We start from the raw sequence: 14,946 nt of genomic DNA, 5'->3' as shown, positions 1-14,946 counted from the left end.
TTTAGACTGGGCATATGGCACAGAAGTCCGCCGTGGACACCTCCCGTCCCACTGTCGCACCCGCCGACCGGCTCTTCGACTCAGACCTCGCGCTGAAGCCGCGGATGCGCGGCTGGCTCCACGCCGGAATGGTCCCCCTGGCTCTTGCGGCCGGCATCGTGCTCATCGCCGTGGCCCCCACGAGCACACTGCGCGCCGCCTCGGCGGTCTACGCCCTCACCGGGCTGCTGCTCTTCGCGGTCAGCGCCACCTACCACCTGGGCCGCTGGTCGCCACGGACCAAGCTGCTGCTCAAACGGCTGGACCACACCAACATCATGCTCATCATCGCCGGGACCTACACCCCACTGACCCTGGCGCTGCTGCCCGAGCCCAAGGACCTCATCCTGCTGGTCGGCGTCTGGGTCGGTGCGCTGGGCGGGGTGGCGTTCCGGATCTTCTGGACCTCCGCCCCGCGCTGGCTCTACACCCCCGTCTACGTGATCCTCGGACTGGCCGCAGTCGTATTCATCGGAGACTTCTTCGCCGCGGATCTGGCAGCGGCGATCCTCATCTGCGTCGGCGGCGCCGCCTACATCACCGGAGCCGTGATCTACGGACTCAAGCGACCCAACATCTCCGCGCAGTGGTTCGGCTTCCACGAGCTCTTCCACGCCTGCACGCTGATCGGATTCATCTGCCACTACATCGCGATCATGCTGGCCCTTCTGGGCTGACCTGCTCCAGCGCCTCCTCCACCGAGGCCACCGGGGGCAGACAGACCATCGCCCCCGGGGCGTTCAGGCACAGACTCAGCTGCAGCTCCACCGAACCTGCCGGGGCGGAGCCCGCAGAACCTTCCATGCTCTCCCCCGCACCCGGCTCGACCGGCACCCCCAGCAGCGCGGCGGTGCGGCGCACCTGACGCGCCTGCTCGACATCGGCGGAGACCAGCCGCAGCGTCGGGGAACGACGCGCGGCCCGACGAGCCACCAGCAGGCTCGCCCCGGCCACACCGGGCGCCTTCGACGTCACCAAGGGCAGATGATGCAGCAGATCCGTGGCACGGAGCCGATGATGGTCCCCCAGCGCCTCGGCCAGCTGCAGGGCGACCGCCAGCGAAGCGACCGGACTCGGCTCCGGGCCGTCCAACGCACCCGCCAGACTGGGGCCGTCCTGCACCGCGGTGAGCAGGCCGTCGTCGAGGCTCTCCAGCACCTCCCAGCCGTGCTCGCCGTGGCGGGTGAAAGCCTCCAGCGTGGCCGCGAGGACGGCGACCCCGCGCTCCAGCCAGAGGCGGGCCCCGGCGGCCGAGCTGAGGGCGAAGCAGGCTGAGGCCAGCTCCGCGTGATCGGCCAGAGTTCCGGGGCGGTCCGCCGCCCGCCCCTGATGGGAGACCCGTGCCACGCCCGTGACCCGGCCGTCCTCCTCCTGGGCCACGTGGATGCTCCAGAGGGTCTCGGCGATCTGCTCGGCCAGCTCCACCGGGGCGTCCTCGCCCCAGAGCATGCCCGCCTCGGCCAGTGAGCGGATCGCCGTGGCGTTCCAGGCGGCCACGACCTTCTCGTCCCGGCCGGGCTGGGGACGCTGGTCACGACGGCTCAGCAGCTCCTCGGCGATGCTCTCCCAGATCTGCTGGTCCGCTGCGGAGAGCGGCACCGAGAAGTGCAGCGTGCGACCGGTGGCGAGGTCCACGTGGCCGCCCTCTGGCGGGGCGCCGCGGCTCAGTGTGGCCAGCCGCCGAGCCTGCTCCATGCTGTGCCCGGCCGCCCGGGCGGCGTCGACGATCTCCACGTCGCTGAACAGGTAGGTGCCGCCCTCGACGTGCCGGCCCTGGTCATCCACCGTGTCCGCATCGAGGGAGGCCGCCAGCAGCCCTTCCGGGGTGAGCATGCGGCCGGTGAGCCAGCCGATGGTGGCTCGCGCGCGCCGTCCGGCCCGGTCCTGCTGCGCCGCGGTGCCAGCTGGATGCACGCTCAGCCGCGCGCAGTGTCCCAGCAGCTGGGCGTTGTCGGCGAGCATCTTCTCGAAGTGCGGAACCATCCAGGCACGGTCCGTGGCGTAGCGGGCGAAGCCGCCGTCGAGCTGGTCGAACAGCGCCGAACGGCCCATCGCCTCGAGGGTGCGGACCGCGAGCCCGCCGGCCACGTCTGCCGGATCTCCGCCGGCCTGCCGCTGCCAGCAGGACTCCTCCAGCAGGAACGCGAGCAGCGGAGAGGGCGGGAACTTCGGGGCGGCCCCGAACCCGCCATGGACGGTGTCCTCCTCAGAGGCGAGCACTCGCAGCGCCGTCTCCACCCACTCCTGGGTCTGTGCCCAGGTCTCAGAGCCGGGGTCGCTGTCCTCGGCCGGGAAGAGTGCCAGCTGCGCCTGCTGTCGGCGCTGGACGCCCAGCGCGCGAGCGATCTTCTCAGCGGACTCCTCGACCTCCTCGCGGCGCTGGGTCCAGGCGGTGTGGACGGCGTCGAGCACCTCGGTGAAGGCCGGGATCCGCCCGTGGCGCGCCGGTGGGAAATAGGTGCCCGCGTGGAAGGCGCGTCCGTCGGGCAGAGCGAAGACGCTCATCGGCCAGCCGCCCTGCCCGGTGAGGGTCTGCGTGGCGGCCATGTAGGCGTCGTCGACGTCGGGGTGCTCCTCGCGATCCACCTTGATCGCCACGAAGCGGGAGTTCAGCGCCTCCGCGGTGCGTCCGTCCGCGAAGGACTCGGCAGCCATCACGTGACACCAGTGGCAGGCGGAGTAGCCGATGGAGATGAAGACCGGCACATCGCGTCGGCGAGCCTCCTCGAAGGCCTCCGGGCCCCACGGATGCCAGTCCACGGGGTTCTCGGCGTGCTGCCGCAGGTACAGCGAGGAGCTCTCAGCCAGACGATGTCCCATCACGCCAGTCTCCCGCACCGTCGACGACGGCGTCGATGGCCCACGCCACACCGTCGTCACCTGAGGACATACGCGGAATAGTGCGGACAGGACCCCCGTTCCTCCTCTCGTGCCGCGCCGAGTCCCGGCCGCGGGACGACCGCGAACACCTCTGAAGACCCTGAACGGAGCTCACCCATGTCCACCACAGCGGACACCGCCGAGACGACGCCGACCAGGCGCCTGCCCGCCTGGATGACGTCCTTCGGCAACCAGATCCTCGCCGCACTCGTGCTGGGCCTCGGCGTCGGATTCCTCGCCCGCGGCATGGGCGGGACCGAGGAGGATCCCAACTGGCTGACCGCCACCGTCACCGAGGTCGGCGGGGTCTACGTGTCCCTGCTGACCGCCGCCGTCGTGCCCCTGGTGTTCACCGCGGTGGTCACCTCCATCGCCCAGCTGCGCCAGGTCACCAACGCCGCCCGGCTTGCCGGCCAGACCCTGCTGTGGTTCGCCATCACCGCGTTCATCTCAGTGCTGATCGGCATCGCCATCGGTGTCATCGGGCAGCCCGGCCAGCACACCGACGTCACCGCCGAGTCCGCCGCGGAGCCCGGAAGCCAGGGCTCCTGGATCGGATTCCTCGAATCCATCGTGCCGGCGAACTTCATGGGGCTGACCGCGGACTCCTCGATGGGCGAGGACGGCGCCCTCACCACCGATCTGACGTTCAACGTGCTGCAGGTGCTGGTCATCTCCATCGCCATCGGCATCGCCGCGATGCTGATCGGCAAGAAGGCCGAGCCGTTCCTGAACCTCACCTCCTCGGTGCTGGCCATCATCCAGAAGGTCCTGTGGTGGATCATCCGGCTGGCTCCGATCGGCACCCTGGCGCTGATCGCCCGCGCGGTGGCCACCTACGGCTGGGACGCGCTGTCCTCGTTGGGGGTCTTCGTGCTGTGCATGTATGTGGGTCTGGCGATCGTGTTCTTCCTGGTCTACCCGCTGCTGGTGCGCACCAACGGGCTCTCCGCCAAGCAGTACTTCACCGGCGTGTGGCCGGCCGTGCAGCTGGGCTTCGTCTCCCGCTCCTCGGTGGGCACCATGCCGCTGACCCAGCGGGTCACCGAACGGAGCCTGGGCGTGCCCCGCTCCTACGCTTCCTTCGCGGTGCCCCTGGGTGCGGTGACGAAGATGGACGGCTGCGCGGCGCTCTACCCGGCTATCGCGGCGCTGTTCGTGGCCCAGTTCTTCGGCCTGGACCTGACCATCACCCAGTACGTGCTGATCGTGTTCGTCTCCGTCATCGGCTCCGCCGCCACGGCAGGCACCACCGGTGCGACCGTCATGCTCACCCTGACGCTGTCCACCCTGGGGCTGCCCCTCGAGGGCGTGGGGCTGCTGCTGGCGGTCGAGCCGATCGTCGACATGGGCCGCACCGCGCTCAACGTGGCCGGGCAGGCCCTGGTCCCTACCATCGTCGCCAAGCGTGAGGGCCTGATCGACATGGAGCTCTACTCCGCGCGCCGCACCGGGGTGCCCTTCGACGACGACACCGAGGATGAGGAAGCCGACGACACCACGGATCTCCCCTCGTCCGACGGGGACTCCGACGCTGGCCCGGAGGCCCGCCAGTCGGCTCGCTGAGGCAGCACCCGCCCCTCCTTCGCTTCCCCTCCGTCGAGTGGGGGATTCACCCGCAGCTCACTCGCCGATCCGGCAGTGAGCCGCCGGTGAATCCCCCACTCGACGTGACGGGGCTCGGGCCCGCCGCATCCGCCGCGCGCCAGGTCCCTGACAGCTCGCGGACTCAGATGAGTGAGCGGCGCCGACGTAGCGCCTCAGCGACGGCGGCCACCACCGCACGGAAGTCCGTGCGAAGGTCCTCCCCATTGACGTGGAGCACCTCCCAGCCTGCCGCCCGGAAGATCGTGTCTCGACGCTGATCCCGGCGGTGCTGATCGGCATCGTAGTGAGTCTTCCCCTCGTACTGGATGGCGATCCTCCACTCCGGATAGCCAAGATCTGCCCGTGGCGACCAGGGCGAGTCAGGGTTCGCCGGCACCTGCAGCTCCGGCTCAGGCAGGCCCGCCTCGACCAGTGCCAGCCGAAGCAGCGTCTCCGGCGGAGAATCCGCGCCGACGCGAACATCATGAAGCGCCAGTCGGGCGGTCCGTCGACCCCTCACCCGGCGCGTCGTCTCCACCACCTCGTGCAGCTCGTCCATCGTGGTGAAGGGCTCGAATCGCCCCTCGTATCGCTCGTAGGGTCGGCGCACGAACTGGTCTCCCAGGACGACCAACTCCCGATGTGAGCAAACTTCCGCCAGTTCGAGCCAGTTTCTCGCTGCGGAGCTGACGGAGACGCCGTCGAACTCCACCACATCCCGATCTCGCACCGCGCGCCGGTGCCCGACCACGCCTGTGCGCTCCACACGCGTATCCGGCGAGGGTCTCTGGGTCAGATGGACGCGGCGGTCCATCGCCAGGTGTCGCGGAAGGTCCAGGCCTCGCAGCTGGGCCGCCGTACTGTCGGAGATCCAGGCCTCTGGGCGCTCCGACATCAGCGCGCGGGCCACAAGATGGTGGCGTCTCTCCGGTGGCGTGCGCTCCACCAGCTCCGTGGCGGCATAGACGCCCGCTCCCAGCGGGACGACGTCGTCATAGGTCAGGCGCCGTTCGTCGACGCCCATGGCCACGGCCTGTGCACGGGTGAAGGCCGAGCTCAGGAGCGGCTCAGGAAGGCGATGGCGACGGGGCGATCGTCGAGGCATGGGATGAGTGTGCCGTAGATCGATGACCGCCTGCAGACGTTATCCACAGGTTCGCTCCGACCTCCGTCGAGTGGGGGATCTGCAGGCACTTAACTGCCTGTATGGGCGAGTTAGCTGCCTGTAGATCCCCCACTCGACGGTGGGAGGTGGTGGGAGGTGGTGGGAGACGGAGAGGGCTTCAGCGGGTGAGTTCGAGCCGCGGGATGCCCACCGGTTCGAAACCGAACACCTGCCCGTAAAAGCTCAGCGAGGCCTCCTGGGCGGCGATGATGTTCTCCGCCTTCCTGAAGCCGTGCTGCTCCCCCTCAAAGAGCAGGTAGGCATACGGGATCCCCTTGGCGGCCAGCGCATCGCGGAACATCTCCGCCTGATTCGGCGGGACGATCGGGTCCTCGTCGCCCTGGAGCAGCAGCACCGGGCAGGACAGCGAGTCCACGTGGTTCAGCGGTGCACGCTCCACGTAGACGGACTCCTCCTCCGGGTACCGGCCGATCAGCCCGTCCAGGTACCGGGACTCGAAGTCATGGGTGTCCTGAGCCAGCGCGACGGCGTCAGCCACCCCGAAGCTGGAGACCCCGGCGGAGAACTCCTCGGTGCGGGTCAGGCAGGCCAGCGTGGTCCAGCCGCCCGCACTGCCCCCCTCGATGCCCAGCCGCTCCCCGTCGGCGATGCCGGCCCTCACCAGGTGCCGCATCACCTCCACAGTGTCCTCGACGTCGACCACGCCCCACTGGCCCTTGAGCCGGTCACGGTAGGCCCGCCCGAAGCCGGTGGAGCCCCCATAGTTGATGTCGACCACGCCGATCCCTCGCGAGGTGTAGTACGCGATCCCCAGTGACAGCCCGACGGCGGCCTGCCCGGTGGGGCCGCCGTGGACCTGCGCGATGTACGGCGGCAGCTCTCCCTCAGGCGCCTGTGCCCCGGCGTTGCGCGGCCGGTAGAGCACCGCGTGGACCTGCTGGCCTGCGGCAGTGGTGACAGTGATCGGTTCGGGCACCGGCAGCAGCCCCGGGTCCGGGGCGTCCTCGCGGGAGGAGCGCACCGTATGGAGCCCCTCGACCCGCCAGCCGTCGGCCCTGCCGGTCCCATCGTCCCCGACTCCTCGGACCAGCGCCCCCGCGTGCACCCCGGAGAACTCCTCGGGAGACACCCCGGCGAAGGCGAGCAGGCCGTCCGCGCGGTGCCGCACTCCGGTGATCATGGTGTGGGGCAGGTCCAGTTCTCGCACGGCACCGGCCGGGATGTCCAGCACCCCGAGACGGTCGACGGCGGTCCCATGGACCACCAGGGCGGTGTCGGCGTCGAGCAGGGTGAGCCAGGTCTGGCCGAGCTGCCACAGCGGCCCGGCGAACTCCTGCTCAGCGACCTCCGGATCAGCGGCAGGACCGGATGTCAGCACCGGGCGCGGATCCTTCCCGAGGGTGGCGGTCCAGGGGTTCCACCACCCGGTCCGGTCGGAGAGCCAGATCAGCCGGGAGGCGTCGCGCCACTCCGGCTGCAGCACGGAGGTGCCGGTGTCGCCGTCGAGCACGGCGTCCTCGACGACGACGCCGGCCTCCACCCTGCCCACATGCAGTTCGGTGCCGTCCCAGGGCATCTGCGGGTGCTCCCAGGAGACCCAGGCCAGGTGCGCGCCGTCGGGCGAGAGCCGCGGGTGGGCGACGAAACGCGATGACGGGGTCACCCGCCGGATCAGCGTGGCGTCGTCGGCGGCGGCCCCGTCAAGCGGCACCGCGGCGACATACCGTTCGATGCCCTTTGCGCCGGTGTGGTCCTCACAGATCCACCAGACCTCGTCGTCGTGGCCGGGCAGCTGCACGTGCACGGGCTGGGCCCAGCGCAGTGAGGGCCCCGCGGCAGAGGCCACGGTCTCGCCGATCGGACTGAGCGGTGTGGGGGCCTCACCTTCCCGGAAGCGATGGATGCGCTGGTCGGCGAAGTTCACGAACAGGATCAGCGGAGAGTCCCGGCCATCGTCGATCGCCAGCCACGAGGCTCCGCCATATTCGTGCACGCGCGAGCGAGCGTTGTAGGGGGCAGGCAGCACGGTGACGGTCTCCACCGGTCCGAGCCCGTGGGACGTCACACCGGGCCGTCGCACCGGCCGCGCGCTGCGCACGATGGCCTGACGCCCGGCCTCGGCGGCCAGCCCCTCGGTCCACCACAGGTGGTCGCCCACCAGGGAGGGTGCGGAGACCCGGTTCCCTCCGACGGCGAGCTGCTCGGCGGTGATGCTGGAGGGCCACTCCCCGAAGGGGAGGGTGGCGGGGGTCGTCGTGGGGCGTGTGGCGTCAGACATGACGCCAGTCTAGAGATCAGCGCACGGCGTCGGTGCCGGGGCGCTCCTCGTCGGGCTCGGCGGACTGCGCCTCGGGGGCTTCTGCGGAGCTCTCCGGGGGCGCTTCTGCTGCGGGGCCGAAACGCTCGGCCGCTGCGGCGTCGCGGGCATGCCGCTGGGCTTCGGATATCTCTGCCGGGACCACCTCGCCCGGAAACTCAGGCTCCTCGCCGGCCAGCTCGGCCTCGACCTGGGTGCGGTACTTCATGCGCCTCATGCGCTTGGCGAGATCACGGACCACGAAGATCAGCAGCACGACGATCAGTGCAGTGAACAGGAACCCCTCGATGCCGGGGCTGATGTCAGACTCTTCCAATCCGGGGCGCAGGTCGGGCGCGTCACCACCGCCCCCTCCGGGCCACCAGTTCGTCAGTGCTGGGAATGGATACACGGGAGTCTCTCGCCTCTGGTCCGAAGTCTGTCGCTTGTCCGAAGGCCAAGTCTACGCCGTGTAGAAATCGAAAGCACACGCGGCAGGTCAGGTCGATCCCCGCTCATCGCGGGAGGCTGCGAGGATCTCCTCCAGCGCTGCGACATGACCGGCGTAGGCCTGTCGACCGGTCTCGGTCAGCGAGACCAGGACTCGGGACCGTCCCGCACGGAGGAAGGGGGCCTGCCGCGCATACCCCGCCTCCGCGAGCTGACCGAGATGCTTGCTCAACGCTGACTTCGACAGCCCGGTGCGCCGCTGGATCTCGGAGAACTCGATGCCGCCGGCCTGGGAGAGCATCGCACTGATGCGCAACCGGTGCGGCGCGTGGATGAGCGGATCGAAGCACGGCTCGGGCGAAGGGTCAGGCACGACGCCGGACCCGGACGTAGAACAGGTCCACCACGACGATGAATCCCGCGAGCAGCGCGCCCCCCGCGATCCACACCCAGGAGCCGAGCATGCTCTCCAACAGCAACGGGGAGAGCGCCAGGAGTACGACCACGATCGACGCCGGCACCACCCGTCGCCAGCGGACATCCATCCTGACATAGCCCTTTGGCGGATTCGCCGTGAGCACGAGCCAAAGCACCAGGCCGGCCGCTGCCAACGTCAGCACGGACAGCGTCACCCGAAGAGCGGGCGACGAGCCTCCCACTCCCTGATTGACGAAGCCGAGCAGGAGCATCACGGCCAGGGCAGGGACATACCACCGGGAGAAACCTCTGTAGAGGGTCTGGTCCTCCTCAGCGCGTGCGGCCTCCAGCGCTTCCCTGGCGGCCTCCACACCAGGGAGCTCGTGGGGCGACGGGCGATCACTCGGAGTTTCCATACAGGAAACCCTAATTCTCAGTTTCCCTTATGGCAACACGCAGTGATCAGCGCAGACCCGCGAACAGATCGTGTTCGGGCAGCTGCGTGTCCACCCGAGAGTCGATGAGCACGTAGTCGTCGTACGGCCACACCTTGCGCAGGAAGTCGTTGGGAGTGGCGAAGAAGAACCCATCCGGCTCCACCTGGGTGCGGTGGGCGCGCAGGGCGCGATCCCGGTGTTCCAGGTAGTCCCCGACCGGCACCTGGGTGGTGACCTGATGCTTGGTCAGCCAGGGCACCTCGCCGTCCTCATCGAAGCGGGCCAGACGCTCCCCGTAGGGCGAGTCGAAGCCCGCCTCGACCAGCGCCTCGTGGATGGCACGGAACCGCCCCGGGTTGAACGCACGATCGTAGTAGAGCTTCTGCGGCTCCCAGGGCTCCCCGGCATCCGGGTAGAGTCCGGCGTCTCCCGCCGCATGGAAGGCGTCCACGGTGATCTTGTGGGACATGATGTGATCCGGGTGCGGGTAGCCCCCGGACTCGTCGTAGCTGATGATCACATGCGGCCGGAACCGGCGCACCAGACGCACCAACGGGTAGGCCGCCTGCTCCAGGGGCAGCGCCGCGAACGACCCGGCCGGCAGCGGCGGCATCGGGTCGCCCTCGGGCAGCCCGGAGTCCTCGAAGCCGAGCCAGACATGCTGGACGCCGAGCGCCTCGGCGGCCTCACGCATCTCCACCCGACGCACTCCGGGCAGATCCCGATGGCACTGCTGCAGCTCCCCGGCGGCGGCGTTCAGCAGATCACCGCGCTCCCCGCCCGTCGCCGTGGCGACCATGACCTCCGCGCCGGCATCTGCATAGGCGGCCATCATCGCCGCGCCCTTGGAGGACTCATCGTCGGGATGAGCGTGCACGGCCAGCAGACGCAGCCCGGCTGAACGCGGCACATGCTCGTGGTGCTCCGCCGCGTGCGGGTCGACGGCGTCGCGGAGCCCGCGAGGGGGACGGACCGTCGCGGCGTCCTTGCGGATCACCGGCGTCGAGGCGGCGAGGGGGTCGGCGGGGTGGTCTGGGGTCGGGGTCACAGGTGATCTCCGTGGCTGGTGGGCTCGGTGAGGGTCCGGGATCGGGTCGGTTCTGATCGAACGTCATCGTCCCTCGACGCATCAGAACCCCTCGAGACACTAGAATAATCCCGATGAGTCACTCGACCGCCCCGCACAGCCTCGCCGAGCGTTACGGCGCCCCGAAGCGGCCCCTCTCGTCCCGGACGCGCGTCGGGCTCGTGGTCGGTGCGCTGGTCGCAGCCCTGGCGGTGGCCGTGTACTTCACCGTGGGCAACACGGTGGGTCAGCTCACCTCGAAGGACGTCGGTTACATCATCCACTCAGACACCTCGGCCTCGGTGGACTATGAGCTCACGAAGGACTTCGACGCCACTGTGCAGTGCATGGTGCAGGTGCTCGACGACTCCTACGCCATCGTGGGCGCCAAGACTGTGACCATCGGCCCGCACGAAGGCAGCGGTTCGGCGGACCGCAGCCAGTACTTTCGCACAGATGTGCGCACCGAGTACCGCGGAGTCACCGGCATCGTGGACTCCTGCTGGGAGCTGGGCTGATGCGACCAGGCTCGTTGATGCACCGCATGCGCGGTGTCATCGCGCTGGTCCTGCTGGTGTGCTTCGTGGCCGCCTTCGTGCTCACCGCCTGCGACGGCGACTCCCCCGATCCCGAGTCCGCCGCCACTCCGGACTCCGAGGTGGTGGTGCTCGCCGCCGCCTCGGTGGAGCCGGTGCTGCAGCGGATCGAACAGGGCCTGCAGGAGCGCGACGCCGGACTCACGCTGGCCGCTGAGTACGGCGGCACCTCGACGCTCGTCTCGCAGATCAGGTCAAGCCGCCCCTTCGACGTCGTCATCACCGCCTCCCGAGCGCACATGGGCGAACTGGTCGAGGACGGCCACGTCAGCAGAGACGCCTACCCGGTGGCCACCAATCGGCTCGCCCTGGTCGTCCCCGCGGAGAACCCTGCCGACGTCGACAGCTTCGACGACTTCATCGCCCACGCCGACGACCTCCTCACCGCGACCTGCGCACCGGAGGTCCCCTGCGGTGAGCTGACGCGCACCATGGAGGAGGAGCTCGGGGTCGAGGTCCACACTGACACCGAGGAGACGTCGGTGTCCTCGGTGATGACGAAGGTGCGGATGGGAGAGGTCGACGCCGGCTTCACCTACATCACCGACGCCCACGCCGCCGGAGACGAGGTGCAGGTCTTCGAGATTCCGGACTTCGCGAACAACGACACACAGGTCTGGGCGGCCATCGCCGCCGAGCCAGAGGACCGTGAGGCCGCCGAACAGCTCCTGACCCTGGTGGCCGGCGAGACCGGACGCACCGCCTTCGAGGAGGCCGGCTTCCTGCCGCCTCCGGCCGCTGAAGCCTCGAGCACTGACTGACCCTCCATGGCCCGACACGTCGACCGCCTCCCCGGCGTGCTGTGGCTGCCCGCCCTCGTCGGCGCTGCGCTGCTGACCCTGCCGGTGCTCGCCCTGCTCCTGCAGGCCGACCTTCTGGCGGTCCCGGCCCTGCTGTCCTCGCCGGTCACTCGTGACGCCCTCGCCCTGAGTTTCCAGACGGCGACGGCGGCGACTCTCCTGTGCGTAGTCTGCGGAGTCCCGCTGGGGGTGCTGATGGCGCGCGGCAGGTCCGTCCTGCTGCGCTGGGCGCGCCCGCTGGTACTGCTGCCCCTGGTGCTGCCGCCGGTGGTGGCGGGTGTGGCCCTGCTGTCCGCCTTCGGCCGCATGGGCCTGATCGGAGCGCCCCTGCAGGCTCTTGGCGTCCAGATCACCTTCACCTGGGTGGCGGTGGTGCTCGCCCAGGCCTTCGTCGCGATGCCGTTCATGGTGCTCTCGGTGGAGTCTGCCCTGTCCTCGCTGGACCGGCAGTACGAGGAGGCCGCCGCGACCATGGGGGCCGGCCCGCTGGCCGCGCTGTGGTGGGTGGTCCTTCCGCTGATCCGCCCCGGCATGCTGGCCGGCACCGTGCTGTGCTTCGCCCGCTGCTTGGGCGAGTTCGGCGCCACTCTGGCCTTCGCAGGCTCAGCCTCCGGCACCACCCGCACCGCTCCGGTCGAGGTCTACCTGCTCCAGCAGTCCGACCCCGAGGCCGCCGCCGCCCTGGCGGTGGTGATGATCGCCGTGGCGCTGGTCGTGGTCGGTCTGGTCTATGGGCCTGGACGGCGGCTGTTCACCCCACTACGCTGAGCCGCTCACCGTTTCGCCCAGAGTGCTCTCGCGGCCGCACCGTTGAGGTTCTGCCGCGACAGCACTACGATTGTGGAAACGCAGAACAACCCCGCCGGGGAGCGACCGGGCCAGAGGCTCGGGACGTGTGTCCTCAGGCGGGGTCTTTGCATGTACGACGAGGAACCTCACGGCATCGCTGTCTGGACGGGAAACCCCGGCACGGAGGGCGATGCCGACTGATGTGGCGGCGGACCCTCCGTCCGCGGCTGGGTTCCTCCTCAGACCCGAGGAGATCAACAGTGGCGACGCACGCGCACCAGACCGACGAGAACGCACAGTGGCTGACCCAGGAGGCCTACGACCGGCTCAAGTCCGAGCTGGCGCACCTCAGCGGCCCTGGTCGCCAGGAGATCGTGGACCGTATCGAGTCCGCCCGAGAAGAGGGCGACCTGAAGGAGAACGGCGGCTACCACGCGGCCAAGGAGGAACAGGGCAAGGCCGAGGCCCGGATCCGCTACCTGACCAGTCTGCTCGAGAACTCCTACGTGGGTGAGGCCCCCGCCGGCGACGGCACCGTCATGCCCGGCATGGTGGTCACCGCGACGATCGCCGGGAACGAGATGCGATTCCTCTTCGGCAACCGTGAGATCGCCGGAGACTCGGATCTGCAGGTCTACTCGGCCAGCTCCCCCATCGGTGAGGCGATCAACGGTGCCAAGGCCGGGGACAAGCTGTCCTATCCGGCGCCGAACGGCAAGGACATCCCGGTGGAGATCCACTCCGCGGAGCCCTTCACCGGCTGATCTTCAGACCCAGCCGTCGAGGTCGCTGGCGTTGTCCTGGCGCCGGCGGCCGCGGCGGACGCTGCGCCGCGTGCGCCGGGAGGTCGGAGCGTGTCCCTTCGCGGAGGCACCCTGACCCCCGGCGGCCGGGTGCTTCCGACGCTGCTCTCGATTGCGCATCCAGCGGCCCAGCACCCAGGCCAGCCCGGCCAGGGCCGCCAGGCTCAGCGCCCACATCAGGCCGATCAGAGCCAGCCCGATCAGGTCCGCCCAGGCGCCGTCGGTGCCCCCGGTCCCGGCGCCGTCCTCGGGGACCACGCTTCCCGCGACGCCGATCTTCCACGGCATGACTGTGCTCATCACCACGTCCTCAGTTCATCACGATCGGCTCGTAGCCTTCAGCCCGCAGGCTGTTGAGCACCAGGGCGGAGTGCTCCTCCCCTTTGGTCTCCATGTTGATCACGATGGAGACGTCTCCCATGGACAGCGCGCCGCCGATACGGGTGTGGTCCACCCCGGTGACGTTGGCATCAGTCTCGGCGATGATCCGCGAGATCATCGCCAGTTCACCGGGCCGGTCCTTGAGCATGAGCTTCACGGTGAGGAAACGGTTGGCGGCTGAGAGCCCGCGCTGAATGACCTTCAGCATCAGCATCGGGTCGATGTTGCCCCCGGAGAGCAGGGCGACGATCGACCTGGGTTCGATCCCCAGCCCGGCGAGCCGGCCCTCCATCAGAGCGGCGACGCCGACCGCGCCGGCCGGCTCCACCACCATCTTGGAGCGCTCCATGAGGAAGATCAGCGCCTGGGCGATGGCATCCTCACTGACGGTGACGACGTCGTCGACGAGGTCCTTGATGATCTCGAAGGGAATCTGCCCGGGCCTGCCCACAGCGATGCCGTCGGCGATCGTCCGGACGCCCTTGATGGGCACCAGCGCGTCGGCGGCCAGCGAGGGCGGATAGGCGGCGGCGTTCTCCGCCTGCACGCCGATGATGCGCACCTCACGGCCCTGCCGGGCGGCCTCCTGCTTGATGGCCACCGCATTGCCGGCGAGCAGACCGCCGCCGCCGATGCCCATGATGACGGTGTCGACGTCGGGGACCTGCTCGAGGATCTCCAGGCCGATGGTGCCCTGACCGGCGACGACGTCGGTGTTGTTGAACGGGTGGATGAACACCGCCCCGGACTCGGAGGCGTAGTCCTGCGCCTCGGCCAAGGCCTCATCCACGTTGGAGCCGTGCAGGATGACCTCGGCTCCGTGATCCCGGGTGGCGGCCAGCTTGGGCAGCGCGACCCCGCGCGGCATGTAGATCTTCGCGCGGATCCCCAGCTTCTTCGCGGCCAGCGCCACACCCTGGGCGTGGTTCCCCGCAGAGGCGGCGACGACGCCGCGCTCCTTCTCCTCCGCGGACAGCCGCGCCATGCGCACATAGGCGCCGCGGACCTTGAAGGAGCCGGCACGCTGGAGATTCTCGCACTTGAGATGGACGGTGGCGTCCATCATCCGCCCCAGGGCCCGGGAATGCTCCATGGCGGTGGGCACGATGACTCCGTCCAGCAGCTCCCGGGCGGCGCGGATGTCCTCCAGCTGCACGCTGAGGTGGCGGCCGGGCAGCTGCTGCGGGGCGTGATGCTCCGTGATGGCGTCTCCTCCTGCCGCGGAGCCCTCCGGGCTCGTCATGGGCGTCTGGCGCTGGATCTGGTCGATCTGGGGCAT

General features: G+C 69.6%; 15 protein-coding genes. 6 read left to right on the top strand and 9 right to left on the bottom strand.

Annotation, left to right across the window (positions count from 1 at the left end):
- Nucleotides 1–14 precede the first annotated feature (14 nt).
- Nucleotides 15–716, top strand: a complete 702-nt coding sequence (gene trhA, locus ODE13_RS05045) for a PAQR family membrane homeostasis protein TrhA (protein WP_322478252.1) — start codon at nt 15–17, stop codon at nt 714–716.
- Here trhA and ODE13_RS05040 read toward each other — a convergent pair.
- Nucleotides 694–2,859 carry a thioredoxin domain-containing protein gene (locus tag ODE13_RS05040; protein ID WP_322478251.1) on the bottom strand — a complete coding sequence of 722 codons (2,166 nt, stop codon included), beginning with the start codon at nt 2,857–2,859 and terminating at the stop codon, nt 694–696. The two genes, trhA and ODE13_RS05040, sit on opposite strands and share 23 nt — an antisense overlap.
- Before the next feature lie 177 nt (nt 2,860–3,036).
- Between ODE13_RS05040 and ODE13_RS05035 the strand changes: the two genes are divergently transcribed.
- Entirely contained in the window at nt 3,037–4,485 is a 1,449-nt protein-coding gene (locus ODE13_RS05035) for a dicarboxylate/amino acid:cation symporter (protein WP_322478250.1), read from the top strand.
- 163 nt (nt 4,486–4,648) lie between these two features.
- On the opposite strand, the gene ODE13_RS05030 is transcribed toward ODE13_RS05035, so the two are convergent.
- The 6 genes from ODE13_RS05030 to mca all read right to left on the bottom strand — a co-directional run bounded on the left by ODE13_RS05030 (nt 4,649) and on the right by mca (nt 10,142).
- Entirely contained in the window at nt 4,649–5,611 is a 963-nt protein-coding gene (locus ODE13_RS05030) for a hypothetical protein (RefSeq protein WP_322478249.1), read from the bottom strand.
- Between the two features lie 178 nt (nt 5,612–5,789).
- Nucleotides 5,790–7,910: a prolyl oligopeptidase family serine peptidase gene (locus ODE13_RS05025; RefSeq protein WP_322478248.1), complete on the bottom strand. Its 2,121-nt coding sequence runs from the start codon at nt 7,908–7,910 to the stop codon at nt 5,790–5,792.
- A gap of 16 nt (nt 7,911–7,926) precedes the next feature.
- Complete coding sequence (locus tag ODE13_RS05020) at nt 7,927–8,340, bottom strand: hypothetical protein (protein ID WP_322478247.1); 414 nt, start codon at nt 8,338–8,340, stop codon at nt 7,927–7,929.
- Nucleotides 8,341–8,427: 87 nt separating this feature from the next.
- Complete coding sequence (locus ODE13_RS05015) at nt 8,428–8,751, bottom strand: transcriptional regulator (RefSeq protein WP_322478246.1); 324 nt, start codon at nt 8,749–8,751, stop codon at nt 8,428–8,430.
- The gene (locus tag ODE13_RS05010; RefSeq protein WP_322478245.1) at nt 8,744–9,211 is read right to left on the bottom strand and encodes a hypothetical protein; all 468 of its coding nucleotides are present in this window, start codon (nt 9,209–9,211) and stop codon (nt 8,744–8,746) included. Before ODE13_RS05010 ends, ODE13_RS05015 begins: the two co-directional genes overlap by 8 nt.
- 46 nt (nt 9,212–9,257) lie before the next feature.
- Nucleotides 9,258–10,142 carry a mycothiol conjugate amidase Mca gene (gene mca, locus ODE13_RS05005; protein ID WP_322478362.1) on the bottom strand — a complete coding sequence of 295 codons (885 nt, stop codon included), beginning with the start codon at nt 10,140–10,142 and terminating at the stop codon, nt 9,258–9,260.
- A gap of 251 nt (nt 10,143–10,393) precedes the next feature.
- Here mca and ODE13_RS05000 point away from each other — a divergent pair, with 251 nt between their 5' ends.
- The 4 genes from ODE13_RS05000 (at nt 10,394) to greA (ending at nt 13,247) form a co-directional block, all read left to right on the top strand.
- Nucleotides 10,394–10,816, top strand: a complete 423-nt coding sequence (locus ODE13_RS05000) for a DUF4307 domain-containing protein (RefSeq protein WP_179540618.1) — start codon at nt 10,394–10,396, stop codon at nt 10,814–10,816.
- A gap of 26 nt (nt 10,817–10,842) precedes the next feature.
- Entirely contained in the window at nt 10,843–11,655 is an 813-nt protein-coding gene (gene modA / locus ODE13_RS04995; protein ID WP_322478244.1) for a molybdate ABC transporter substrate-binding protein, read from the top strand.
- 6 nt (nt 11,656–11,661) lie between these two features.
- Nucleotides 11,662–12,462, top strand: a complete 801-nt coding sequence (locus tag ODE13_RS04990; protein WP_322478243.1) for an ABC transporter permease — start codon at nt 11,662–11,664, stop codon at nt 12,460–12,462.
- Nucleotides 12,463–12,743: 281 nt separating this feature from the next.
- Nucleotides 12,744–13,247 (top strand): transcription elongation factor GreA, encoded by a 504-nt coding sequence (gene greA / locus ODE13_RS04985; RefSeq protein WP_322478242.1) that lies wholly within the window; start codon nt 12,744–12,746, stop codon nt 13,245–13,247.
- Nucleotides 13,248–13,250: 3 nt separating this feature from the next.
- On the opposite strand, the gene ODE13_RS04980 is transcribed toward greA, so the two are convergent.
- Together ODE13_RS04980 and ilvA are read right to left on the bottom strand one after the other, a co-directional pair.
- Complete coding sequence (locus ODE13_RS04980; protein WP_322478241.1) at nt 13,251–13,586, bottom strand: hypothetical protein; 336 nt, start codon at nt 13,584–13,586, stop codon at nt 13,251–13,253.
- A 10-nt stretch (nt 13,587–13,596) separates the two neighbouring features.
- A complete protein-coding gene (gene ilvA / locus ODE13_RS04975; protein WP_322478240.1) occupies nt 13,597–14,946 on the bottom strand; it encodes a threonine ammonia-lyase in 1,350 nt (449 codons plus the stop codon).

The organism is Nesterenkonia sp. HG001 (assembly GCF_034438835.1).
Classification (GTDB): domain Bacteria; phylum Actinomycetota; class Actinomycetes; order Actinomycetales; family Micrococcaceae; genus Nesterenkonia; species Nesterenkonia xinjiangensis.
This window is presented reverse-complemented; position numbering and strand designations above follow the sequence as displayed.